This is a genomic window from Methylocapsa polymorpha, from assembly GCF_045689225.1.
Classification (GTDB): domain Bacteria; phylum Pseudomonadota; class Alphaproteobacteria; order Rhizobiales; family Beijerinckiaceae; genus Methylocapsa; species Methylocapsa polymorpha.
Window position 1 is genome coordinate 1110233 of sequence record NZ_CP136862.1, and the last position, 25022, is coordinate 1135254.

General features: G+C 61.3%; 19 protein-coding genes and 2 pseudogenes. 6 read left to right on the forward strand and 15 right to left on the reverse strand.

Features of this window, described 5'->3' with window-relative positions:
• Nucleotides 1-14 precede the first annotated feature (14 nt).
• From chrA to RZS28_RS05250, 3 genes are all read right to left on the reverse strand, one after another.
• Nucleotides 15-1250 carry a chromate efflux transporter gene (gene chrA, locus RZS28_RS05240; RefSeq protein WP_407340281.1) on the reverse strand — a complete coding sequence of 412 codons (1236 nt, stop codon included), beginning with the start codon at nt 1248-1250 and terminating at the stop codon, nt 15-17.
• Nucleotides 1251-1289: 39 nt separating this feature from the next.
• Complete coding sequence (locus RZS28_RS05245) at nt 1290-2789, reverse strand: multicopper oxidase family protein (RefSeq protein WP_407340282.1); 1500 nt, start codon at nt 2787-2789, stop codon at nt 1290-1292.
• Between the two features lie 88 nt (nt 2790-2877).
• The gene (locus RZS28_RS05250) at nt 2878-3165 is read right to left on the reverse strand and encodes a PadR family transcriptional regulator (RefSeq protein ID WP_407341050.1); all 288 of its coding nucleotides are present in this window, start codon (nt 3163-3165) and stop codon (nt 2878-2880) included.
• 553 nt (nt 3166-3718) lie between these two features.
• On the opposite strand from RZS28_RS05250, the gene RZS28_RS05255 reads away from it, so the two are divergent.
• Both RZS28_RS05255 and RZS28_RS05260 read left to right on the forward strand, forming a co-directional pair.
• Complete coding sequence (locus RZS28_RS05255) at nt 3719-4348, forward strand: L,D-transpeptidase (protein WP_407340283.1); 630 nt, start codon at nt 3719-3721, stop codon at nt 4346-4348.
• A gap of 190 nt (nt 4349-4538) precedes the next feature.
• A complete protein-coding gene (locus tag RZS28_RS05260) occupies nt 4539-5333 on the forward strand; it encodes a L,D-transpeptidase (RefSeq protein ID WP_407340284.1) in 795 nt (264 codons plus the stop codon).
• Nucleotides 5334-5371: 38 nt separating this feature from the next.
• On the opposite strand, the gene RZS28_RS05265 is transcribed toward RZS28_RS05260, so the two are convergent.
• Together RZS28_RS05265 and gltB are read right to left on the reverse strand one after the other, a co-directional pair.
• Nucleotides 5372-6790, reverse strand: coding sequence for a glutamate synthase subunit beta (locus RZS28_RS05265; protein ID WP_407340285.1), 1419 nt, complete (start codon nt 6788-6790; stop codon nt 5372-5374).
• Between the two features lie 297 nt (nt 6791-7087).
• Nucleotides 7088-11779: a glutamate synthase large subunit gene (gene gltB, locus RZS28_RS05270; RefSeq protein WP_407340286.1), complete on the reverse strand. Its 4692-nt coding sequence runs from the start codon at nt 11777-11779 to the stop codon at nt 7088-7090.
• 486 nt (nt 11780-12265) lie between these two features.
• Here gltB and RZS28_RS05275 point away from each other — a divergent pair, with 486 nt between their 5' ends.
• Nucleotides 12266-13330, forward strand: a complete 1065-nt coding sequence (locus RZS28_RS05275) for a threonine aldolase family protein (protein ID WP_407340287.1) — start codon at nt 12266-12268, stop codon at nt 13328-13330.
• Nucleotides 13331-13435: 105 nt separating this feature from the next.
• Here RZS28_RS05275 and RZS28_RS05280 read toward each other — a convergent pair whose 3' ends face one another.
• Complete coding sequence (locus tag RZS28_RS05280; RefSeq protein ID WP_407340288.1) at nt 13436-14257, reverse strand: DUF6236 family protein; 822 nt, start codon at nt 14255-14257, stop codon at nt 13436-13438.
• A gap of 228 nt (nt 14258-14485) precedes the next feature.
• The gene (locus tag RZS28_RS05285) at nt 14486-14962 is read right to left on the reverse strand and encodes an Hsp20 family protein (protein WP_407340289.1); all 477 of its coding nucleotides are present in this window, start codon (nt 14960-14962) and stop codon (nt 14486-14488) included.
• A gap of 189 nt (nt 14963-15151) precedes the next feature.
• Between RZS28_RS05285 and RZS28_RS05290 the strand changes: the two genes are divergently transcribed.
• A complete protein-coding gene (locus RZS28_RS05290) occupies nt 15152-16237 on the forward strand; it encodes an alpha/beta fold hydrolase (protein ID WP_407340290.1) in 1086 nt (361 codons plus the stop codon).
• Between the two features lie 59 nt (nt 16238-16296).
• Here the strand turns inward: RZS28_RS05290 and dprA are convergent.
• From dprA to RZS28_RS05320, 6 genes and pseudogenes are all read right to left on the reverse strand, one after another.
• Nucleotides 16297-17596, reverse strand: a pseudogene (gene dprA / locus RZS28_RS05295) (DNA-processing protein DprA).
• The gene (gene plsY / locus RZS28_RS05300) at nt 17597-18178 is read right to left on the reverse strand and encodes a glycerol-3-phosphate 1-O-acyltransferase PlsY (protein ID WP_407340291.1); all 582 of its coding nucleotides are present in this window, start codon (nt 18176-18178) and stop codon (nt 17597-17599) included.
• A gap of 92 nt (nt 18179-18270) precedes the next feature.
• A complete protein-coding gene (locus tag RZS28_RS05305; protein ID WP_407340292.1) occupies nt 18271-18606 on the reverse strand; it encodes a hypothetical protein in 336 nt (111 codons plus the stop codon).
• A 155-nt stretch (nt 18607-18761) separates the two neighbouring features.
• Nucleotides 18762-19166, reverse strand: a complete 405-nt coding sequence (locus RZS28_RS05310) for a nuclear transport factor 2 family protein (RefSeq protein WP_407340293.1) — start codon at nt 19164-19166, stop codon at nt 18762-18764.
• A 45-nt stretch (nt 19167-19211) separates the two neighbouring features.
• A complete protein-coding gene (locus RZS28_RS05315; RefSeq protein ID WP_407340294.1) occupies nt 19212-19637 on the reverse strand; it encodes a hypothetical protein in 426 nt (141 codons plus the stop codon).
• 107 nt (nt 19638-19744) lie between these two features.
• Nucleotides 19745-20002: a hypothetical protein gene (locus RZS28_RS05320; protein WP_407340295.1), complete on the reverse strand. Its 258-nt coding sequence runs from the start codon at nt 20000-20002 to the stop codon at nt 19745-19747.
• A gap of 827 nt (nt 20003-20829) precedes the next feature.
• On the opposite strand from RZS28_RS05320, the gene RZS28_RS05325 reads away from it, so the two are divergent.
• The gene (locus tag RZS28_RS05325) at nt 20830-21252 is read left to right on the forward strand and encodes a hypothetical protein (RefSeq protein WP_407340296.1); all 423 of its coding nucleotides are present in this window, start codon (nt 20830-20832) and stop codon (nt 21250-21252) included.
• A 122-nt stretch (nt 21253-21374) separates the two neighbouring features.
• On the opposite strand, the pseudogene pyrC reads toward RZS28_RS05325, so the two are convergent.
• Nucleotides 21375-22693 (reverse strand): annotated as a pseudogene (gene pyrC, locus RZS28_RS05330) (dihydroorotase).
• An 18-nt stretch (nt 22694-22711) separates the two neighbouring features.
• Nucleotides 22712-23662, reverse strand: coding sequence for an aspartate carbamoyltransferase catalytic subunit (locus tag RZS28_RS05335; RefSeq protein WP_407340297.1), 951 nt, complete (start codon nt 23660-23662; stop codon nt 22712-22714).
• A 527-nt stretch (nt 23663-24189) separates the two neighbouring features.
• Here RZS28_RS05335 and RZS28_RS05340 point away from each other — a divergent pair.
• Entirely contained in the window at nt 24190-24966 is a 777-nt protein-coding gene (locus RZS28_RS05340) for a hypothetical protein (protein ID WP_407340298.1), read from the forward strand.
• Nucleotides 24967-25022 lie beyond the last annotated feature (56 nt).

The window sequence follows — 25022 nt, forward strand, 5'->3', positions numbered from 1 at the left end:
CTCCAGGCCGCGCGTCACGACGCGCTCAAGGCGAGGGCGACGCCGCCGAGCGCGCCGACGGCGACGACAAGGAGGGGCGGCGCCCGCCACGCCGTCAATAAGACGAAGCCGACGAGCGCAAGGGCGAAATCGGCGCGCGTAGCAACGGCGCTCACCCAGACAGGGCTGTAGAGCGCCGCGCCGAGCAGGCCGACGACCGCTGCATTGATTCCGCGCATCGCCGCCTGAGCGCCAGCGCGGCGTTGAAAAATCTCCCAGAAGGGCAAGACGCCAATGAGCGCCAGCAGACCGGGGAGGAATATCGCGATGAGGCTGAGCGCCGCGCCCGCTATTCCATTCGGCGACGGCCCCGCCACGGCTCCGAGATAGGCCGCGAAAGTGAAAAGAGGCCCGGGCACGGCCTGAGCCGCCCCATAGCCCGCAAGAAATACATTGTCGCTGATCCATCCCGGCGCCACGACAGCCTCGCGCAGCAGCGGCAAGACGACATGGCCGCCGCCGAAGACCAAGGCTCCCGAACGATAGAAGGCGTCGAAGAGCGCGACGGCCTGGGAGTGGCCGAGTTTTTCCAGGATCGGCAGGCCGCCAAGGAGCAGGAAGAAAAGGATGATCGCCGAAAGTCCTGCGCGGCGCGAGACCGGGGTCGATAGTCGCCCTTCACCGTCGCCAGCTTGTGGCTCAACGCGGCAAAGCCACAGCCCTGCGGCGCCGCCCATGACAATGGTCGCGATCTGCGCCGCGGACGAGGCGCTGAAGGAGAGGATCACGGCCGCCGTGACGGCGATGGACGCCCGCGCACGGTCGGGACACAGGATTTGCGCCATGCCCCAAACCGCCTGGGCGACGATCGCGACCGCCACGAGCTTGAGGCCATGCAGAACCCCGCCGCCGACGGCGCCTTGGAGCAGGCTCGAGCCAAAGGCGAAGAGCACGAGGGCGATAGCCGACGGCAGAGTGAACCCGGTCCAGGCCGCGATCCCGCCGAGATAGCCGGCTCTCAGAAGACCGATCGAAAATCCAACCTGGCTGCTCGCCGGTCCAGGCAGGAACTGGCACAAGGCGACGAGATCCGCATAGGCTTGTTCGTCGAGCCACTGGCGGCGCACGACGAACTCTTCCCTGAAATAGCCGAGATGCGCGATCGGTCCGCCGAAACAGGTGACGCCCAGCTTGAGGAAGATAAGGAGAACTTCGAGAGGCGACCCTGGTTGCCGGTCCTTAGTCGCGGCGGAGCGCGCGGCGATCGTCATCTTGTGTTCGGTCTTTCACTAGCCATGCGCCCAGACCGCCTACGCATAGTTGAAGAGCGCCATGAACCCGAAGTCCATGTGCAGCTGCTGGTGACAATGGAAGAGCGTCGGCCCCGGATTGTCGGCCACAAAGTCGAATTCGAGCTCTTGAAAACCGCCCAGCATCACCACGTCCTTCATCACGCCCGCGGTCGGCTTGCCGCCGATGCGCGTCAATTCGAAGCTATGCCGATGCAGGTGCAGTGGATGGATGTCGTCGCTCGCGTTGCGAATCCTCAGCCGGTAGCGGCGCCCCTTCTGCACCGTGTAGCTCGGCTTCAGGGTCTCCATCGAAAAGGCTTCGCCATTGAGGGTCCATTGATTGAAGCCGTTGAGCGCGGCGTTGCGCTTGAGGATCGTCATCTCGATCGTCTCGTCAGGCGAAGCTGACGCAGCACTCGCATTGCCGAATCGCACGTAATCCCAGCGGAAGGGTTTCGGCTTGATCCATTGCGGCTTGCCCTTCTGGCCGGCATATTCGACGACAATGCCCATGCCGCGCCGACGATCGTCATCGGCGAGATTGCCCATGACCCAAACGCCCGGATGATTCATTTCGACGATCGCCGAGATGCGCTCCGCCGTGCCGAGCCACAGCACCGGAACCTCCGCTTGCGTCGGAACCGGATTGCCGTCGAGCGCTGCGATGCGGAATATGTGCCCGGGCAGAGCGAGACTGCGGATCTCGGTCGCGCTCGCATTGAGAACATGGAGCAACACCCGTTCGCCCTGCTTCACGTGGATGGGTTCGCCATGGCCGAGCATTCGGCCATTGACGCCGAACAGGTCGTAGCCGACTTCGAAGCCCTTGGTCTTTTCCCGCGCTTCTTCGTCAGCCGTTTCCCCCATCTGTTGCAGGTCTTTGAGGGGAGAGCCGGCAAGCGCCTCCAGCGCCATGTCGCCGCCGCGGCTGAAGGCCGGCGCGAACTCCTTCAACACCAGAAAGACCTCACGGTCATAGGCCCCGGGACTGTTCTTCGGTTCGATGTAGACCGGACCGGCCTGACCGGTGTAGGCGCCGCGATTCAGGTCGCCCCCGGCTGCGACATGCGTGTGGTAGAAGCGGAAGCCCGAAGGCTTCGGCGTGAAGGCGATCCGGCGCATGTCGTGCGCCGGCACGAAAGGCGAACCTTCCTCGGCCGCGCCGTCCACGTCGCTTGGGATCATCTGGCCGTGCCAATGGACCAGCTCCGGCGTGTCGGTGTCATTGTAGATATCTACGACGACGCGTCGCCCTTCCTCGAACCGTAGCAGCGGTCCCGGAAACTGGCCGTTATAGAGGGTGGTCGAAACGATGTGGTCCGGCGCCAACTCGACCAGGCCGGTTCCGATGCGCAGCGTGTAGTCCGCCTTCTCGGCAACGACGTCGCCAGCGGCCCGCGCCAGCCGCGGCGCGACGCCTGTCAAGGGCGCCAGTCCAGCATATTTGAGAAGGGAGCGGCGATCGATCGTCACGGCTTCAATCCTCGGGCAGGTGTAAAAGCTAGGCGGGGCGAGCATGGGGCGCGCGTAGCGAGGAGCCTTGCGCTCTCGTCAGCCGATCCGCCTTTGTATCTAGGAGGGGCGCCGTATCTAGGAGGGGCGCCGCTCATGATGTCTCGCCTTCGTCTTCGAACAATTCACCAAACAGCTCGCGCACCTTGGCCTTGGCGGCGGAGAGCGCCTTTCGTCCCGCCGGCGTCGCGCGGTAGACCCTGCGTTCGGCGCCGCCGGCGCGCTCTTTGGCCGACCTCAGCAAGCCCTTCCGCTCAAGGCCGTGCAGGATCGGGTAGAGCGTGCCCGCACTCAGCTCATATCCGTGTCGGCGCAACTCTTCGATCATCGCAAAGCCATAGGTCGGCTCCTTGACCGCGTGATGGAGCACATGGAGGCGTATGAGGCCGGCGTAGAGTTCGCGATTGGCGGTCTCTGAAGGCGCCGAGCTGCGCGGCCACCTTGTTTCCTTCGAACCGCTCGCTGCATTCCGTTTTCGACCTGAGCCGATTATATCGGGTTTCGCCATCGAAATTCGATATATATTGGCGCGAAGATGAAAGCAAGCGCGCCGGAATGCGCGCTGAGCCCTTCTAAAATGGCGATGATCGCTAGGATCCGAAGCCAATCGACGCCGTGAAGAGATTGGCGTCGCCCAAATGAGCAGCCAGAAGACAGGCGCCGGACCATGGCTCACTCAGAAGAGGCAGCCCGAACACTATAGGCAATTACGAGATGAGAATGTGAACCGTGATCCCGCTCGAGGGCTCATGAATTCGAAAAGGCGGGATTTTGGATTTTCGCACCCGATGGGGGGAACCGCAAAACTAAGGGCGCGGCGCTGGCGAACGGCGGGAAAACGTCCGCTTTGTGTTTTTTTCATGGAACAAACCGCACAGCTTGTGCGTTCGGCATCCGATAGAGAAACACAATGCTTCGAACGGGGTTGCTACCTGATGTTCCAGATCCGCTTTTCCAGGTCCAATGTTTTGGCGGCAGCGGCGGCCGCGTCGCTTCTCGCGACCAGCGCGCAGGCCTTCGACGGCGGGGCCTTTTCGAGCCTTTTCGGGGGCCAGCCGCAGCAGCCGAGCCACATTCAACGGGCGAACCTCCCGACTGAACTCAATCGCGAGAGCCTTTCGACGCGCGCGATCGTGAACGATCCGACCGGCGAGCGAGTCGGCTCCATCACGATAGACACCAAGAACCGCTATCTCTATCTGTCGATGGAGGGCGGTCGCGCGATGCGCTACGACGTCGGCGTCGGCCGAGACGGATTCGCTTGGCAGGGCCGCGCCTATATCGGGCGGCGCGCTGAATGGCCGACCTGGACGCCGCCTGCGGCCATGTTGAAGCGCCGCCCCGACCTTCCTCGGGTTATGACCGGCGGCATCGCCAATCCACTCGGCGCTCGCGCCATGTATCTTTATAACGGCCATGGCGATACGATGTTTCGCATCCATGGAACCAATGAACCCGACACGATCGGCCAAGCAGTGTCCTCGGGCTGCATCCGCCTGCTCAACGCCGATGTGATCGATCTCTATCAACGGGTGAAAATCGGAGCGCCCGTGATCGTGCTTTAACTCCGAAGCAAATGTTGGAAGCAAAACTGGACCGGTTCTGGCTCGCGCCGAATCGGTCCTTCTTTGTTTTCAATACAGAGGGATTGCCGGATGGATCGCGAAGCTTTTTCCTGCTTTCGCCGCTTTCATCCGATATGTTTCATGCGGGCGGGGGAACGTTTAAAAATTTAAGCAAAGTCGAGTCTTGAAGATGCGTCGTTCAGTCCTGAGCCTTGTCGTGACGAGCCTGGCCATTTCGGCAATAGGCCTATTGCTTCTCGCCCTACCCACGCCGGCCTTAGCGCAATGGCGAAACTACTCGGGCTATGAGATCTATCCCACCTATCCGCCTTACGACTATCCGGCCTATCCGAACTATTTTCCGGCCGCACCGCCGCCGCCTTATCGCGGCAGCCCCTATGCTTACGGCCAGCCCGCGGCGCCATCCTATGGATATGGATACGCCCCCGGCGACCCTTATGGACCGCGGACGCGCAACTCATCCTATCATGCGGCCTATGATCAGCAGGATCTCGAGCTCGGAGTCGATTTTCGCGCGAGAACCGCCACGACCGTGCAAAACCCCACCCGTGAGCCTCCGGGCACGATCGTGATCGACACCCAGTCGCGGCATTTATATCTCGTGCAATCCGGCGGCGGCGCCATCGCCTATGGGATCGGCGTGGGCCGCCAAGGATTCGAGTGGAAAGGCGTCGCGCGGGTCGGCCGCAAGGCGGAATGGCCGCGTTGGATTCCGCCGAAGGAAATGCTGCAGCGGCGGCCCGATTTGCCGGAGCAGATGGACGGCGGCCTTGAAAATCCGCTCGGCGCGCGCGCGCTCTATCTGTTCCAGGGCAACAGGGACACGCTGTTTCGCATTCATGGGACCAATGAGCCGGACACCATCGGCAAGGCCGTCTCATCCGGCTGCATCCGCATGATGAACGCCGACGTGATCGATCTCTATCAACGCGTCGGGATCGGCGCCAGGGTGGTGGTGCTTTAGCGATCCGTCTCGGCCGGCCCGACCCGCCCGGCCCTCCTTTACCTAGGCAAGAGGCTCGAACCCATCAGGAAGGCGTCGACGGAGCGCGCCGCCTGCCGTCCTTCCCGGATCGCCCAGACGACGAGGGATTGCCCCCGCCGCATGTCGCCGCAGACAAAAATTTTGGGAACCGAAGTCGCATAGGTCACCTGGTCCGCGGCGACATTGCCGCGCGAATCGAAGGCCACCCCAAGGTTCTCCAAGAGCCCCTCATGGACCGGCGAGACGAATCCCATGGCGAGCAGAACGAGATCGGCCTTGAGCTCGAACGCGCTGCCCGGAATCTCTTTGAGATTTTCGTCGAGATGCACGCAAACGAGCTTCTTGACCACGCCGTCCTTGCCGCGCAATTCCCTTGTGAGCACCGAGAATTCTCGTTTGGCGCCCTCTTCTTGCGACGAGGACGTGCGCAGCTTCAAAGGCCAGTTCGGCCAAGTCAGAAGCTTGTTTTCCTTTTCTGGCGGCTGCGGCAAGATTTCGAGCTGGGTCACCGAAAGCGCGCCCTGACGCAGCGAAGTTCCGATGCAATCCGAGCCGGTGTCGCCGCCGCCGATCACGACGACGTGCTTCGCGGCCGCAAGGATCGGCTCATTGCTATGAATCGGCTCCCTGCCGACGCGCCGATTCTGCTGCGGCAAAAAATCCATGGCGAAATGCACGCCCGAAAGATCGCGGCCGGGGACGGGAAGATCGCGCGGCTTTTCCGCGCCGCCCGAGAGAACGATCGCATCGAAGTCCGACAGCAGGGCCGCTGCGTCGAGATCGACGCCGACATTGACGCTCACATGGAAGCTCACGCCTTCCGCCTGCATCTGATCGATCCGCCGGTCGATCAGATGTTTCTCCATCTTGAAATCGGGAATGCCGTAGCGCAGCAAACCGCCGGGCTTGGCGTTCTTCTCGAACACATGCACGTCATGGCCGGCGCGCGCGAGCTGCTGGGCGCAAGCGAGCCCGGCCGGTCCCGAGCCAACCACGGCGATTTTCTTGCCCGTCTTGACGTCGGCGATCTCCGGCCTCAGCCAGCCATTCGCCCAGGCGCGGTCGACAATCGCGCATTCGATCGTCTTGATCGTCACCGGATTGTCGGTGAGGTTCAGCGTGCAGGACGCCTCGCAAGGCGCCGGGCAAACGCGGCCGGTGAACTCCGGAAAATTATTGGTCGAATGAAGATTGCGCGAGGCCTCCTCCCAATCGGACCGGTAGACGAGATCGTTCCAATCGGGGATCTGATTATTGACCGGGCAACCCGTGTGACAATAAGGAATGCCGCAATTCATGCAGCGCGCGGCCTGATCCTTAGTCGCCTCCTCCGAAAGCGGGATCACGAACTCCTTGTAATGGCGAATCCGGTCGGAGGCCGGCGCATACCGTCGGTCGCGCCGGTCGATTTCAAGGAAGCCTGTCACTTTGCCCATGGAAGATCCTTAGAGCGCGTCCCGATCAAATGAAATCACTTGATCGATCAGGACCCGCTCAATTTCAAAAAGTTGGAGCATGTCCCCATCGAAAAAGTCGATCAACTTTTTCAAAGACATGCTCTAGCGGCATTGAAACTTCCGCCCACGTCCAAGATGGCATGGCGTGAGGGATCGCGCCTATGAACATCGAGGAATTGCGGCGATGTCAAGGAAGGAAATATACGCCGCCGGCACGCCTCAAGGCTGGCGCCGACGTCTCATCCCGCCGGTCACTTTCTACCCCCGTGTGTGCGATCAAATCCCAACCGTCGCGAGAATGGTTTGCTCCTGCTCCGCCATCATTTGCTCGATCGCGCGCCGATATTCCACCGGCATGATCTTGCGGAACTTTCGCTTATATTCGCACCATTGATCGAGGATCTGCTTCGCCCGCTCCGAGCCCGTATAACGCGCATGGTTCGCGATCAGCTGATGCAGGCGCTCGGCGTCGAACCTCGTCATGTCGCCCATGACGTCGACGCGCCCATGCGAGTCGAGATCGCCGCCTTGATGATAGCTTTTCTGCATCAGTTCCTCTTCTTCCGCGATCGGCTCAAGTTCGACCATCGAGAGATTGCAGCGCTCGGCGAAGCTGTCATCCTCATCGAGGACATAAGCGATGCCGCCCGACATGCCTGCGGCGAAATTGCGCCCTGTCTCGCCGATCACGACGACAATTCCGCCGGTCATATATTCGCAGCCGTGATCGCCGACGCCTTCGACAACCGCCATGGCGCCGGAGTTGCGCACCGCAAAACGTTCGCCGGCGACGCCGCGGAAATAGCATTCGCCTGAAATCGCGCCATAGAGCGCCGTGTTGCCGACGATGATCGAATGCTCCGGCGCGGTCCGCGATGCGGCCGGCGGATAAATGACGATCCTCCCGCCGGACAGGCCCTTGCCAACATAGTCGTTCGCCTGACCCTCGAGCTCGAGCGTAACTCCGGCGGCGAGCCAAGCGCCAAAGCTTTGTCCCGCGGTCCCCTTGGCGGCGATATGGATCGTCCCGTCCGGCAGGCCGGCATGGCCGTAGCGGCGCGCGATCTCGCCCGACAACATGGCGCCCGTCGTCCGGTTCGTGTTGTTGATCGCGGTCTCGATCCGCACCGGCGCGCCGGTTTCGATCGCGGCCTTGGCTTCCGCAATCAGCTTGCGGTCAAGCGCTTTCTCGAGCCCATGATCCTGACTCGTCGAATGGAAAATCGGGTCATTCGGCGCCGCCTTCGGCTTGTGAAAAAGCTTCGAGAAATCGAGTCCGCGCGCCTTCCAATGCTCGACGACCTTCTGCTTGTCGAGCATCTGCATCTGCCCGATCATTTCATCAAAACGGCGATAGCCCATCTCGGCCATCAGGCGGCGCACTTCCTCGGCGACGAAGAAGAAGAAATTGATGACATGCTCCGGCTGGCCGGTGAAGCGCTTGCGCAGCACCGGGTCCTGCGTCGCAATGCCGACCGGACATGTGTTGAGATGGCATTTGCGCATCATGATGCAACCTGCGGCGATCAGTGGCGCGGTTGCGAAACCAAATTCATCGGCGCCGAGGAGCGCGCCGACGACGACGTCGCGCCCTGTGCGCAATCCGCCGTCCACCTGCACCGCGATGCGCGCGCGCAGCCGGTTCAGCACAAGGGTCTGATGGGTTTCAGCGAGCCCGATCTCCCATGGGCTGCCGGCATGTTTGATCGAGGTCAGCGGCGAGGCGCCGGTGCCGCCTTCGAATCCGGAAATGGTGACGTGATCGGCCCGGCCCTTCGAGACGCCGGCGGCGACGGTTCCGACGCCGACCTCGGAGACGAGCTTGACCGAGACATCGGCCGCGGGATTGACGTTCTTCAGGTCGAAGATGAGTTGCGCCAGATCCTCGATTGAATAGATGTCGTGATGCGGCGGCGGCGATATGAGGCCGACGCCTTGCGTCGAATGGCGCACCTTGGCGATCACGGCGTCGACCTTGTGGCCCGGCAATTGGCCGCCTTCGCCGGGCTTTGCGCCTTGCGCCATCTTGATCTGCATCATGTCCGAGTTGACGAGATATTCCGTCGTCACGCCGAACCTGCCGGAGGCGACCTGCTTGATCGCCGAACGCATCGAATCGCCGTTCGGCAATGGCTTGAAGCGATCGGATTCCTCGCCGCCTTCGCCGGTGTTCGATTTGCCGCCGATCCGGTTCATCGCAATCGCGAGCGTCGTATGGGCTTCGCGCGAGATCGAGCCGAAGGACATTGCGCCAGTCGCGAAACGCCGCACGATCGACGCGGCCGGCTCGACCTCTTCAAGCGGGATTTTCGCGCGGCCGTCCTCCTCCGCGCTCTTGATGCGGAACAGGCCGCGAATGGTCAAAGGCTGCTCGGCCTGATCGTTCAACAGCGCAGCATAGGCGCGATAAGTCTCCTCATTATTGCCGCGCACGGCGTGCTGCAGGAGCGTGACCGATTGCGGCGACCAGGAATGCGCCTCGCCACGCACGCGAAAGGCGTAATCGCCGCCGACGTCGAGAGCGTTGCGATAGATCGGCGCATCGCCGAAGGCGTCCTTGTGGCGGCGCAGGCTCTCCTGCGCGATCTCGCGCAGGCCCACGCCGCCGATGCGCGTGGCTGTCCCGGTGAAGTAGCGCTGAACGAAATCCTCCGCGAGGCCGATGGCGTCGAAGATCTGCGCGCCGCAATAGGATTGATATGTCGAAATGCCCATTTTGGACATGACCTTCAGCAGGCCCTTGTCGATCGACTTGATGTAGCGCTTGCAGGCCTCGTAGCCGTCGACTTCCTCAAGGAATTCGTCCGCCATGGCCGACAGGGTCTCGAAGGCGAGATAGGGATTGATCGCCTCCGCCCCATAGCCCGCAAGAAGCGCGAAATGGTGGACCTCCCGCGGCTCGCCGGTTTCGACGACGAGGCCGACCGAGGTGCGCAGGCCCTTGCGGATCAGATGATGATGCACCGCCGCCGTCGCGAGCAGCGCCGGAATCGGAATCCTGTCAGGCCCGACGAGGCGGTCCGACAGAATGATGATGTTGAAGCCGCCGTTCACCGCGTGATCGGCGCGATCGCAAAGCCGCGTCAGCGCCTCCTCCATTCCCTCGGCGCCCGCCTCGGACGCATAAGTGATGTCGAGGGTCTTTGTTTCGAACGCCTCCTCGAAATGCCCGATCGAACGGATCTTCTCGAGGTCGCCATTGGTGAGAATGGGCTGCCGGACTTCAAGCCGCTTGCGCTTCGCATTTCCTTCCTGATCGAGAATATTCGGGCGCGGACCAATGAAGGAGATGAGGCTCATCACCAGATCTTCGCGGATCGGATCGATCGGCGGATTGGTCACTTGCGCGAAATTCTGCTTGAAATAGGTGAAGAGCGGCTTCGAAATCGAGGACAGCGCCGAAATCGGCGTGTCCGTGCCCATCGACCCGACCGCTTCCTGGCCGGTCACAGCCATCGGCGACATTAAAAGCGACAGATCTTCCTGGGTGTAGCCGAACGCCTGCTGGCGATCGAGCAGAGACACGTCGGTGCGCGTCGCGCGCGGCTCGACCATGTTCAAGTCTTCGAGCACGATTTGCGTGCGCCGCAGCCATTCGGCGTAGGGATGCGAAGTCGCAAGCGCGTGCTTCATCTCGTCGTCGGAAATGATGCGGCCTTGCTCCAGATCGACAAGCAGCATCTTGCCCGGCTGCAAGCGCCATTTCGCAACGATCCGCTCCTCCGGGATCGGAAGGACGCCAGCTTCGGAGGCCAGCACGACGAGCCCGTCGTCGGTGACGATATAGCGCGCCGGACGCAGGCCGTTGCGGTCGAGCGTCGCGCCGATCTGGCGGCCGTCGGTGAAGGCGACAGCCGCCGGCCCATCCCAAGGCTCCATCAAGGCGGCGTGATATTCGTAGAAGGCGCGGCGCGCCTCGTCCATCTGCGGATTGCCGGCCCAGGCTTCGGGGATCAGCATCATCATCGCATGGGCGAGCGAATAGCCGCCTTGGACGAGGAATTCGAGCGCATTATCGAAGCAGGCCGTGTCCGATTGCCCTTCATAGGAAATCGGCCAGAGCTTGCTGATGTCATTGCCAAACAGACCCGAGGCGACCGAGGCCTGCCTTGCCGCCATCCAATTGACGTTGCCGCGCAAGGTGTTGATCTCGCCATTATGGGCGACGAGACGGTAGGGATGCGCAAGCGACCAGGTCGGAAACGTATTGGTCGAGAAGCGCTGATGCACCAGCGAGAGCGCCGATTCGAAGCGGGGATCGGCCAGATCCTTGAAATATTCGCCGAGCTTGGTCGCAAGCAGAAGGCCCTTGTAGACCAAGGTGCGCGAGGACAGCGAGACCGGGTAGAAGCCCGCGGTGCGCGGATCGCGCAAATTATAGACGGCGTTCGAGATCACCTTGCGCAGGATGAAAAGGCGGCGCTCGAAAGCGACCCGATCCTCGACATGCGGACCGCGCTTGATGAAGATCTGCCGGCTGACCGGCTCGGTCGGCTTGACGCTCTCGCCAAGACAAGACGGGTCGACCGGCACGTCGCGCCAGCCGAGGAAGATCTGTCCCTCTTCGGCGATGGTTTTTTCAACGATCGCCTCGACGATGCGGCGACCTTCCCGATCGCGCGGCAAGAAGAGCGCGCCGAGGGCGTAATCGCCTTCCTCCGGCAAGGCGAAGCCAAGCTCGCGCGCCTTTTCGGCGAAGAGGCGATGCGGAATCTGGACCAGCATCCCACAGCCGTCGCCAGCCTTTGGATCCGCGCCGACCGCGCCGCGATGATCGAGATTGCGGAGGATCTCGAGGCCCATCTCAATAATCTGGTGCGATTTTTGATTGTGGAGATTGGCGACAAAGCCGACCCCACAAGCGTCATGTTCGCGGGTCGGCGAATAAAGGCCTTGCTCGGCGGGCAGGCCCGGGTCGAGATGGGTCAAACCGAGAGATGTCGGGTCAAGGGAAATGGGATCGGCCATCTCTAGCCCTCTATCAGAAAAATCCGCTTGTCGAGGCGAGATTTTTCGCGCGCCGCCAGAGTCCATGCCGCTATTCTCCCCCTCGGGCGCCATTCATCGCGTCCAAGCTCCAACATCGATCCGCCGATCGGGCTCGGCGGATTGAAGCCTCGGACAAAAATGGTCAGCAGCCCTGTCCTAATTACAGCGGCGAAATAATACCGATTCCAAATCGAATCACAAGGGCTGAAAATCTCCTTGTGGCTCGTCCATCGCCATCGCTAAGCTCTGCTGCGCAGCAACATCGCGGACTCCTCGCCCGGCCCGGCAAATGCCCAATGGCGTCGGCGGCGTAGGGGCTCGACCCGCGCCGTTTGGTGACAACGCGGATGCTTGCGGAGCAAAAATGTCACGTCGCTCCGCCGCATAATGTGGCAGTCCGACGCGTTAGCCAGACATTGGTCTCTTAAGGAATTTCTGCCAGTGTCATGCTGGAGCTGAAACGCAATGGATTTCGCGAGCGACAACACCGCCGGGGCGAGCCAGCGCATCCTCGATGCGATCCTGGCGGCGAACGCGGGTCCGGCGGCGGCCTATGGGGCCGATTCCTTCAGCGCCAAGGCTACCGAGCTGCTGAGCGAAGTCTTCGAGAAAGAGATCGCCTGTTTTCTCGTCGCCACCGGCACCGCCTCCAACGCGCTCGCGCTCGGCGCGATTTGTCCTCCCTTCGGCGCGGTCTTCTGCCATCAGGAGTCGCATATCATGGAGGATGAATGCGGCGCGCCGGAGATGTTCACCGCAGGGGCGAAGCTTGTCGGCATCCCCGGCCATGCCGGGAAGATCGGCGGCGAGGATCTCGCGGCGACGATTGCGGCTTTTCCGCGCGGCGCCGTCAAGCAGGTCCAGCCGGCGGCCCTGTCGCTGTCACAGGCGACCGAAAGCGGCACGCTTTATAGTTGCGAGGAAATTTCAGACCTTGCGGCGATCGCGCATGGAGCGGGGCTCGAAGTCCACATGGACGGAGCGCGCTTCGCCAATGCGCTGGTCGCCTTGCCGTGCAAGCCCGCGGACATGAGCTGGCGGGCTGGCGTCGACGTCCTGTCTTTCGGCGCGACGAAGAATGGCGCGCTCGCCTGCGAGGCGGTGATCTTTTTCGATCCCGCCAAGGCTTCGAGCCTTCCCTATCAACGCAAACGCAGCGGGCATACTTTATCCAAGGGCCGTTTCCTCGGCGCGCAAATGGTCGCCTATCTCGAAGACGGCCATTGGCTCGGCCTTGCGAAAACGGCCAATGCGCATGCGGTCCGCCTGGCCCAGGGCTTGGCAGAGGCCCCCGGCGTGCGCATCGTCTGGCCACGCCAAGCGAATGAAATTTTCGCGATTTTGCCGCGCCGGACCGATACGGCTCTGAAAGCCGCGGGCGCGCTCTATTACGAGTGGAGCTCGCGCCGATTTGACGCTGGAATCGCCGCGCCGGCGCAGGATGAGGTTTTCGTTCGGCTGGTGACGTCTTTCGCGACCCTCAGCTCCGACGTCGAGCGTTTTGTCGCCATTGCGCAAGGACGGGCATGAACGCGGATACACAGGCAGCTAGCAACGCCCCCTTTTGCTTTCCACAGACAAGGGCGTGATACTTAAACCTTTCCGACTGGATGGTATTTATATTTGGCCGGAGAATTAAAACACTTCGCTGTAGAAATGGTAAACGTATCTGTACGGCTCAGGCCGTGGACGAAGCCCACGCCATCCGAAATCTGCCGAAAGCTTTAGTGCTGGCGCAGTTCCACTCGCTGCGCCTGCCAAACCAGCAAGAATTGCAGCGGATGCAGGTAGAGCATGGTGCGTAGCTAATTCATACGCGGCGATTCCTCCGAATGCTGTGACGAACGGCCGGACTTCGACCGATGCTTTGACGTTGGAGAGCCGAACAGGACATCGCCACTCCTTCCCGATTTTCAAAACATTAGCGCAAGCAGCATCTATTCGAACAATATGATTCGAAAGTTCACCAGCCTTGTCGTCAGCCGTGTCCAGAGTAGCGAATAAGGCATCGATCTCAGTTCGGAGGAGTTGCAGTTCGTCATTCCGCTTCGCCTTGAACTCCAAAATTTCGTTCAGCGGCACATCCTTATCCGGGACTGGAATAGCACGGTGAAGCTCAACAAGCGCTCCTCGCCCCTCGTCTAGAACGCGGTCACGGACTAGTAACGAGTTTTCACCTTGGGCGAGCGCCCACTTACCAGGCTCTTTCTTGTCTAGATCCTTGAACGCACTAATTTGTGTCGTTGCAATGCCTTGGGCCACATCGCCGTAAACGTTATAAAAAGGCCGCGTCAGCACGCCAGCTTGTTCGAGGAAGATCTCGTCGGGACCGCTCATTATATGGATTAAGCGAGACGATGGCCAAACAAGTTGGTCCCAAAACAGTAGTGCAAAACGAATTTCTTGCGGGTCTAAGTTGGTGGATTTTATTCGAAGCGAAGTGCCTTGAATTTCCATGGGACAGGTCACAACGAGCCCACGCTTTGGTTTTCCATAGCTCGAGTTTGCTGCAGTCCTTCTTTTCGCTTCGCCCACTTAACAAATTCCCCACTTCTAAAATATCTCAATCTACCTCGATGCGGGTTCGCAAAATGTAGCATTTTTCATGGAAAAGGGCGCCTCATGCGAGACGCCCTTCCACCACCACCAAGCCGGGCCAGGGAGGGGGATGCCCGGCGGGCGGAATTAAGCTGCTTGTTGCGCCGCTACGACCTGAGGCTTGGCCTCAGCGCCTTTCCCGATCGGGATCTGACGCGGCTTCCTCGCCTCCGGAATTTCGCGGAGCAAGTCGATGTGAAGCAGTCCATTTTCGAGGCTTGCGCCGGTTACCTGAACGTGATCGGCGAGCTGGAAGCGCCGCTCGAACGCCCGGGCCGCAATTCCTCGGTAAAGCATTTCCGCCTTCTGGGCTCCGCTCTCGCTCAAGGTTTCTCTCGAACCACGGACGGTCAGGGTGTTTTCTTTTGTCTCGATCGAAAGATCCTTTTCGGCGAAGCCCGCGACGGCGATCGAAATCCGATAGGCGTCCTCGCCGGTGCGCTCGATGTCATAGGGCGGGTAGCTCGGCGCCGCCTCAAGGCCAGCCGCCTGGTCGATCATGCTGAACAGCCGGTCGAAGCCTATCGTCGAGCGATAGAGCGGAGAAAGATCAAACTGACGCATTTACATATCCTCCATCATGAAGCGATCCGAGACGGAGCCGGCGATGCGCCCGACACCCGCCTCTCTTCCCGCGCGTCCTGAAGCGGCCCGCGCGACGAAAATGTGGGAGCCCAGCCCGCTGTTGCAAGGGGTCCCCGGCGGCGAAAATGAGCCATTCAAATCGAGACATGGAGAGCGGCTGGCGGTAAGTTGGAAGCCTTGATAGGTTCGCTCGACCTTTGCATCTCCGCCGCTCCCGGCGGCCAGGAGCCAAAAAGTTTCGCGATGGATCTTCACACGACCGCCGAAAACCCGGCGCCGCCAGGCGCCACCGTCGCCTGGATCAGGACGCAGGACAGATTGGCCTTGCGCACAGCGCGCTGGAGCAGCGGACCTGCGTCTCTCGGCACGGTCGTGATTTTGCCGGGACGCGCCGAATTCATCGAAAAATATTTTGAAGCCGTCGGCGAATTGCTCGATCGCAACTTCGACGTCGTGGTCTTGGATTGGCGCGGCCAAGGCCTTTCCGACCGCCTCCTGCGTGATCGTCTGAGGGGCCATGTCGGGCATTTCCGCGCCTATGACCGCGATCTCGACGCCTTGCGCGCCCAAGTCCTCGAACCGTTCGGCCGCCCGCCCTGGTTCGCGCTCGGCCATTCGATGGGCGGAGCCATTCTTTTGGCCCAGGCGCGCGCAGGGCGTTCGCCCTTCGAACGCATGGTCCTGACCGCGCCCATGATCAACCTCCACGGGCTGCGCTTCCCGCGCGCTTCGCGATATTTCGCAAACGGCCTCGCCCTGCTCGGCTTCGGCGCCGCTTTCGTCCCCGGCGGCCGGGGCAAGCCCTATATGTCCGCCGGCTTTCAAGGAAACGTGCTGACCTCCGACCCGGTGCGTCACATGCGCTCCGCCGAAATCCTCGATTTCGCCCCCGAGCTCGCCATCGGCGATCCGACGATCGGATGGGTCAACGCAGCTTTCCGGCTCATGCGGCAGTTCGAGGACGCGGAATTCCCGCGCCGGATCCTGACGCCTACCTTGGTCATCGCCGCCGGCGACGACAGAGTCGTCGACACCGCCGCGACGGAAGATTTCGCGGGCCGGCTGAAGGCCGGGAGATTTATCACGCTCCCCCATGCGCGCCACGAAATCCTGATGGAGCGCGAGTCGTTTCGGGAGCAGTTCTGGGCCGCTTTCGACGCTTTCGTTCCGGGCTTGGGCTGGCCAAGCGATGAGGCGAAAGCGGACGCCCTTGAAGCGCCGCCGACGGGAGGCGTCAGGGCTTCCTCCGCCTGAACCGCGTCTACACGCGGATCAAACCGCGACGCGGCCCCGTCGGGTCGGCGCTTGACCGCTCAACCAGGCTTCTGGAGCAAGGATACCAAATCGCCGCCGCGCCATTCGAGCCGGCCCGCGAGTTCGAGTTCCAGCAATATGGTCCTGACCTCTCGCGCCGGCGCATCAGAGGCGCGCACCAGTTCGTCGACAGAAACAGCCGTGGGTCCCAAGAGCTCGATGACGCGGGAGGCGAGATCCGCCCGCGACCGCTCAGCCGGCTGCGCGCCCTGATCCCCCGGCGGCGCGAAATTCTCCGAAGCCTCGTCGGCCTCGACAGGCCAGGCCGCGTCGCGATTCGCCTCAATGCCCGCCGGCGCGACAGAAGCCGTCGCAATCTCCGGCAGGTCGAGTTCGTCCCATAGCGGCGCATCGAGTCCGGCCAAGAGATCCGGCTCCGACAGGCCGAGATTTGCGTCCTCCAATTCTAAATTTTGCCTGGCGAGCGCCTCGATCACATCTTGCGCGCTGGTGCAGAATGTCGCTCCGTCGCGCAAGAGGTCATTGGCGCCTTCCGCGCGCGGATCGAGCGGCGAACCCGGAACGGCGAAGATCTCGCGGCCCTGCTCCGCAGCGAATTTCGCGGTGATGAGCGAGCCCGACCGGCGCGCCGCCTCGACCACGACGACGCCGCGCGACAGGCCCGCGACGATGCGATTGCGGCGCGGAAAATCGCGCCGCGCGCCCCCAGCCGAATGGCATTTCGCTGATCGCCGCGCCATGTTCAACGATCCGTTCAAGCAGCGCCTCGTGCTCGGCGGGATAGATATTGCCCAAGCCGCCGGCGAGCACCGCGATCGTCCCGGTCTCAATTGCGGCCTGATGCGCCCGCGCGTCGATCCCGCGCGCAAGCCCCGAGACGATGACATGGCCGGCCCGCGCGATCCCACGCGCAAGCTGCTCGGTGAAGGCGAGCCCCGCCGCCGAGGCGTTGCGCGAGCCGACGATCGCGACCTTTGAGCGGCGCAGGCAAGCAAGATCGCCGCGCATGGCGATCAGCGGCGGCGCCGTATCGATGCGCCGCAGGAGCGGCGGATAGGCCGGTTCGCAAAACCCGATGAAGATGGCGCCGCAGCGGCGCATCGCCTCTAATTCCCGCTCGGTTTCCGCTATCGTCGCAATGCGGATCGGCCGGCCAGGCCTGCGCTGCTGGATCAGCTCCGGCAAGGCTTCCAGCGCCGCGGCGGCGCTTCGATAGCGGTCGAGGAGGACGCTAAAGGTGCGCGGTCCGATATTTTCGCAGCGCGCCAGCCGCAGCCAATCGAAGCGCTGCGCCTCGGTCAGCTCTTTTGCGGCCTCGGGCGCGAATGGTTGCGGCACTCAGGTCCGTCCGATCCGGGTTTCCGTGCCGGCCAGAAGCCGGGAGAGATTGGAGCGATGCTTGACCCATAGAATGATCGCCAAAACGCCGAACAAGACCGCCGCGTCGGTCCGGCCGAGGGCGATCAGAACGACCGGCGTCAAGGCGCTGGCGGCCAGCGCCGCCGCCGACGAGAAGCGCGTAACTCCAGCGACCGTTAGCCAAACGACGCCGAAAGCAAGAGCCGCTGGCCATGCAAGCCCCAAAAGGCAGCCAAGGAAGGTCGCGACCCCTTTGCCGCCTCTGAATTTGAGCCAGACCGGAAACACATGCCCCAAAAAAGCGCCGAGCGCCGCGTAAAGCGCCGGCTGTCCCGGCGCCCAGTAGGCGACGGCCAGGACCGCCAGGGTTCCCTTCAAGAGATCGAGGAGAAGGGTCAGCGCCGCCAGGTCCTTGCGGCCGGTGCGCAGGACATTGGTCGCGCCAATATTGCCGGAGCCGATCGAGCGCAGATCCGCCGTCCCGCCCAGACGGGTCAGGATCAGGCCGAAAGGGATTGAGCCGAGGACATAACCGAACAGGAAGGCGAAAATCGAAGGCACGTCGGGGAACCGGCTTTGACCGAAAGAGAAGGCATAGCCTAGCTTCCCCGCGGCCGCGCGGCAACCGGCGCGCCTTCGAACGAGCGGGCTGCTCAGTCGTTGGCCACTGTCCGCGTCTCGTAAGACGAGCCCTCAAGCGCCTGGAAGACGACCAGGCTGTCGATGCCGCTGCGCACGGCGGTGAGCGCCGTCGCCACCGCTTCCAAGGTTGCTTCGGCATAGGCGTGATCGAGATGCGAGGCGATCGCCTCCTCGGACTCGGCCGCGAGTTCCCCGATCTGCTTCAAGGAGTCGCTGAGCGAATGCGGCAGCGGCCTGCGTCCCTCCGCGGCCCGATAGATGCTCTCTGCAAGTCTCTCCAGCTCTTTGGCCTTGTCGAGAAGAGACTGCTTGGTCAGGGTTTCTTCGTCTTGCTGCTGTTCGCTCATGCTTTAAGGTCTCCGCTTCTCGAAACGCCGACGCGCTTGCGCCGGCCAATGTCCAGTTCGATCGGGCTTGGTAAAACTCGCCTGTTCCTACCAGCTTCCAGGGGCTTTTGCAGCCTCCCGAGCCCGAAACCCGGCAAACCGTTTTCAGAAAACGCTTAGTTCAGCCGGCTGGAAGGGGGTCTGGCCGTAGGCTCCTCCATCAATGCCGCGATCGGGCTCGCTTGATGGTGGATCATGCGCCAGGCGCCGTCGATGCGCCTAAACCAATTGGTTGCGGCGAGCGCCGCGCCGCCGACGATCTCGACGCAGAAGACCCGGCCTTCGCTTCCCGAGACCAGAGTCTTATGATCGCGATGCTCGATCGGCTCTTGCATGGGATTGCGCAGAATCTCGCGATAGGAGTCCAAGACGGCCGATCGACCGATCAGAACCGGCCATCCGGGATGGATGCAAGAAACATCGTCATCGGCCCAGATTCCGCTCATCTTGGCGAAATCGCCGGTGACGAAGGCGTGGTAATAAGCGGCGTTCGCGGCGAGAATTGCTTCCTTGTCGGTCATCTTCTGTGCGGCCTCGATCGCCAGCTGAAATCAAGAGGGCCGGCCCTATAAGGACAAGGACGCCACGGCCTTCCGCGCCTTTTCGATCAGATCTTCCGCGCTGTAAACGACATCTTCGTCGGGGTTATGGACGATCGCGCCGAAATTCTTGGCCAAGGCCGCGCCGACGATCATCGCGCTGGCGTATTCCCGCGCGTCGCCGCTCCAGCGAAAGGCGATTGCCGCATCCCGCCCGCCGATTTGCGCTTGCAGGGCGGGGAATTTGGAGAGATCGGCCTCGACCTCCTGAAAACGCATGTCGAACCCCGCATCCTCGCCTTCGAGCGTGCAGGGCAGATAGCCCGCGGTCTTGAAGGGCGCATAGGCGTCGTCGAGCGCAAGCTTGAATTTGAGGCCGTCGATCGCCTCCTGCAAAGCCTTGCGCATGGGGGCGTCCTTGCGAGCGAGAAAGGCGGTCTGCGAGCGCGGCATTCAGTTTCTCCCATCGGCGTCGGCGCGCGGAGGGTTAAGCAAGAAACTGGCCCTGAGAGTGTCGTTTGAAAGGCGGCGCGCCAAACAGGTCTAGCGCGCCTGCGGAATCAAGCGGCTGCGTTGTGCTCTTCGGCGATGATGTAGCAGCGGTTGGCGCTCGGCTTGAAGGCCAGATGAATGACCTTCGTCTTTTCGCGGCCGTCGTCCAGGCGAATGTCGTAATTCGCCATCGATTTAGGGCCCGCCTCGTGAGCTGCTATGATTTCGCCGTCGCCGCTCGGATTCGCTGCGTCTCCTGGGTAGCCGGTAAAATGAATCCGCTGGCCGACTTTGAGGTCGTCATATTTGCGGGGTTCCGTCGTCATCTTTTCGATCTCCGTCGAAGCGAAAGCGCCTCGGTGACGCCGCTCGCAGGCGGCGCTTCACAAGCGCTTGGAGATCCAGGTTTAGGGTTCCAGGCCAAATCATCGGTCCCTCCCATCGGATAGCGTTTCCCCCGACGCCAAGGAGAAAATCGACATGAGGAGGCTTGATCTGAAACCGTTGATCTCGACTGACAACGGCCAGCCAGGCGGTGGATTTGTAGCCGGTTATTTCTGACTCAGCGCAGGTCAAAAGAAACACAATCCACCTAGGCAGAATGTCGAAAATAGACATATCCACCTGTGCGCCGATGATACGCCTTTCCGCCACATCGTCAATGCAACTAGACCAAGATAATATTATATTATTTGAATCGACATCAATGTCGTATTAGCGACCGGCCTTATATATTCTGATGCAATATCAATCTGCTTAATCTCGAAGCCATGTTTATCGAAAGAGACAAGAATTTTATGAACCCTCCATAAGCGGTAACGGCGCTTTGTTTTAAAAAAGCCTAGAGACGCGCCAGAAATCGTTTTTCAAACTTCCTTGATACTACAATGGGCGCGGGCGCCAGATGAAAGGAATCGCCGCGTTCAAAGAGCAATCTTGCGTTGCTAAGCAATCGCTCGGCGTTCTCTAAAATTGCATCATTGCCAGCAGAACAATGTGACGGCGCGTCAGACCCAACAAGCAGTCCGCTACAGCGGAACATTATGGATTGTTGGATGTTCATAACCTTAGCAAGCGCCCAGGTAGGCTTGGCCTTGCCAATAAGCCGAATAGCTCAATTTGAGATTTCAACAGTTATTATCAGGAGGAAACCATGCAGCGTCGCGAATTCATTACCGTCGCTGTCGGAGCCGCGGCCACAGCCGCCTCGACATCCCAGGCCTTTGCGCAGGCCGGGGGAGAGAAGGAATCTTATGAAAAGCGTCACGCCGACGCCTGCAAATGGACTGCCACCTCTACGCACGGGATCGATGCGGTCACACTCACCGTCAAGGGCGTGTGTCAAGAGCCGACTCCCGGCTACAAACTGACCCTCGTCCGCGTGGAGCTGCCAGGAACCGACCCCTCGACGCTGGCGCTGGTCCTATCCGTGGTCGCCCCTACCGGGATCGAGCCGCAGCACGTTACGCCGACCCCGGTGGAATATCAGCAAACATTCGTTATCCCGAAGGATCATGTCCCGACGAAAGTGACCATCTTCGAGGCCGCCACGACGGTCCAGATTAGCGCATCCTAGGATAGGTATATTTTGCCAATTGCCTGTTGGATGCGACGGGTGCAGGGGACGGATCCATTGTTCCATGCACCCGGAGCGTCGGCGCCGATAGCCGGCGCCTTCGCGCCCAAACAAACAAAGCCTCACTCCGCCGCGAAAACAATTTCCCCCGCGACGAGGGTGAGCTTCACCCTGCCCTCCATGCGCGCCTCGTCGAAGGGCGTGTTCTTGCAGCGCGAATGCAGCTTTGCGGGATCGACGACATAGGGCTCGTCGGGATCGAAGCGGATGAGATCAGCGGGCGCGCCGATTTTCAGCCTTCCCTGCGGCAGGCCCAAGATCTCGGCCGGGCGGATCGTCATGGCGGCGAGAAGCCTGGCGAGGGAAACGTCCCCAGAGCTGACAAGCCGCAGCCCCGCCGAGAGCATGGTCTCCAGGCCGATCGCGCCGTCTTCGGCCTCGGCGAAAGGCAGGCGCTTGGTCTCGACGTCCTGAGGATTATGGTCCGACACGATGACGTCAATCAGCCCGGAGGCGAGGCCTTCGACGAGGGCGCGCCGCTCCTCCTCATGCCGCAGAGGCGGCGCGAGCTTCAGAAAGGTGCGGTAATCGCCGATGTCGCTCTCGTTGAGGGTCAGATGGTTGATCGAGGTCGCGCAAGTGACGGGGAGGCCAGCCGCCTTCGCCTTGGCGATGATGTCGAGAGAGAGAGAGGTGGTGACGAGCGCGGCGTGGTAGCGCGCGCCGGTGAGGTTCACGAGCCTGATGTCGCGATCGAGAATGATCGCCTCCGCCTCGCGCGGGATCCCCGCGAGGCCGAGACGGGAGGCGAATTCGCCTTCATTCATCACCCCCTCGGCGGCGAGGTCGCGATCCTCCGCGTAATGAATGACAAGCGCGTCAAAATCCTTCGCGTAGGCCATGGCGCGGCGCAGCGTCCGCGCGTTGCGGATCGATTGCGCCCCATCGGTGAAGGCGACGGCGCCCGCCTGCCGCAACAGGCCGATCTCGGCGATTTCCTCGCCGGCGAGGCCGCGCGTGAGGGCGGCGGTGGGCAGGATCCGCACGCGGCCGGTGTCGCGCGCCCGGCGCAGCAGGAAATCGACGACGGCGGCTTCATCGACCGGCGGATTGGTGTCCGGCCTGGCGAGGATTGTCGTGACGCCTCCCGCCGCCGCGCCGCGGTGGCGGTCGCGATCGTCTCGCGATGCTCGGCGCCGGGCTCGCCGACGAAAGCCCGCATGTCGATGAGGCCCGGCGCGACAAGGTCGCCGCCGCAGTCGACGACTCGCGCATAGGTCGGCAGATTGGCCGCGACGACTCCGGAACCAAGATCGCGGATGAGGCCATCGACGATGAGGACCCCGCCCCGAGTCTCGGTTGGTCCGGCCGGGTCGATCAGCCGGGCGTTGATCAGCGCCAACGGCTGATGCGCGATCGAGGGGGATGACAGAGCCTTCATGTCGCAGCCGCTCCCCGCTTATCCATTCGGCAAATGCTCCGCCAGGGCCTCGAGCACCGCCATGCGCACGGCGACGCCCATCTCGACCTGCTCGCGGATCCGGCTATGCGGCCCATCGGCGACGCTCGAATCGATTTCGACGCCGCGGTTCATCGGCCCCGGATGCATCACCAGCGCGTCCGGCTTAGCGTAGCGAAGCTTCTCCTCGTCGAGGCCGAAAAAGCGGAAATATTCCTTGGCGGAGGGGATGAAGCCGCCCTGCATTCGCTCGCGCTGCAGGCGCAGCATCATCACAATATCGGCGTCCTTGAGGCCGGCGCGCATGTCGCGGAAGACCTCGACCCCCATGCGCTCGATTCCAGAGGGAAGCAGGGTCGAAGGCCCAACCGCCCGCACGCGCGCGCCAAGCGCCGACAGCAGCAGAATATTGGAGCGCGCGACGCGGGAGTGCAGAATGTCACCGCAGATCGCGACCGTGAGGCCGGAGACGCAGCCCTTGTTGCGCCTGATGGTCAGCGCATCAAGAAGCGCCTGGGTCGGATGTTCATGCGCGCCGTCGCCGGCGTTGACAACCGAGCAATCCACCTTTTTCGCCAGAAGATGGACCGCGCCGGCCTGGGCGTGGCGCACGACGATAATGTCGGGGCGCATGGCGTTCAGGGTCATCGCCGTATCGATGAGGGTCTCGCCCTTTTTGACGCTCGAGGTCGCGACCGACATGTTCATGACGTCGGCGCCGAGGCGTTTGCCGGCGAGCTCGAAGGAGGACTGCGTCCGGGTCGAAGCCTCGAAGAAAAGGTTGATCAGCGTTCTCCCGCGCAGGGTGGAGCGCTTTTTCTCGACCTGACGCGAGACCTCGATCGCCTGTTCGGCGAGATCGAGGAGGATGGCTATGTCCAGCGGCGAAAGGCCTTCTATCCCGAGCAAATGCCGGTGCGGAAATTTGAGCTCTCGAAGCGGGCTTGGCATGAATCGGCTTTTACAGGAGCAAACCGGCTCCGTCACATGAGTTCGCCAAGCCTCGCCAATTCGCGCACATATTTTGCCCCGGGAAATTCCAGAAGCCGCCCGCGGCGCCCACGGCCAGCTGTTTCGTAATATCGTAATATAATGCGTCTTATAGTTGTGACTCTGTTGACGCTTGTAGCGAAGCCTTTCAATATAGAGATCGGCGTCCTGCATGGGACGTGGCGATCGCTGGAAGTCCGGCGGGCGGGGAGGTCGGCTAGGAGCATGTTCTGAACAGGCGATCGAGATTTTCGATCATAAAAAGCTCCAAGCTTCTGATTTTAAATGAGTCCTTTTGAACGGACGATTCCGTCCGAACGGAAGGCGCATGGGTCGGGAGGGAGAAGATTGGGCCAGTTCGCCTCAATCTCCTCCCTTTCCAAGAGCGGTCGCCCCGGCTGAAAGGGCAGCGCGCCCTAGGTCCTTGCCTCGCCCTAAGAATTTCTATGAAGTGCGAAGCGGAATTGTAACATATAGGGGGACACATAGTGATACGGCTTCTTCTGAAAACTATAAGATTCTGGCGCCGAAACGGCTTAATGCTAACGTTTCGACGAGCCGTTTCACTTTTATCTAAAGACCGTAAATACACTTTTTCTGAAATATATAATAACAACTTTTGGGAAAATGCGGAAAGCGCCAGCGGCTCCGGCTCGAGTGAATTGGCTACGCGTGAGATCAGAGCGCAGCTCCCGGTAATATTCTTAAAATGGAACTTGAAGAATATAATAGATGCGCCCTGCGGGGACTTCAATTGGATGAAGTTGGTTAAATTTGATAATGATATGCGCTATACAGGAATTGATATAGTTCCAAAGCTTATTTCGGCGAATAGCGCGAAATATTCTTCCATTCATCTCAGATTCATATTAGCCGACTTGGTGACTGACAAAATTCCAAAAGGAGACATAGTCATATGTCGTGATTGCTTATTTCATTTAAGTTACGATGACATTTTGTCATTTCTCAAAAACTTCGTTGCGTCTGGAACGGAATTTCTATTAACGACAACGCATAAGAACGAAGACGGCTTTCTAAACAGTGATATTTTGACAGGCGAGTTTCGACTGATCGACCTGTTTTCTCCACCGTTCTCACTTCCAAAGGATGTGTTCTATCGCTTCGATGATTTTATCGCGCCCTATCCGCCTCGGGAAATGTGCCTCTGGAATCGCGCTCAAATCATGAAGGCCCTTTCGATCAGCGCGGACTTTGAGCCAACGGCGGCAATTCGGCGGTTCGCTGACGAAGCAGCCTCCGCCTGATCTCCGGCGAACGGTCGACGAAACGGAGGGCCATGCGTGGCTCTTGACCGCAGCGG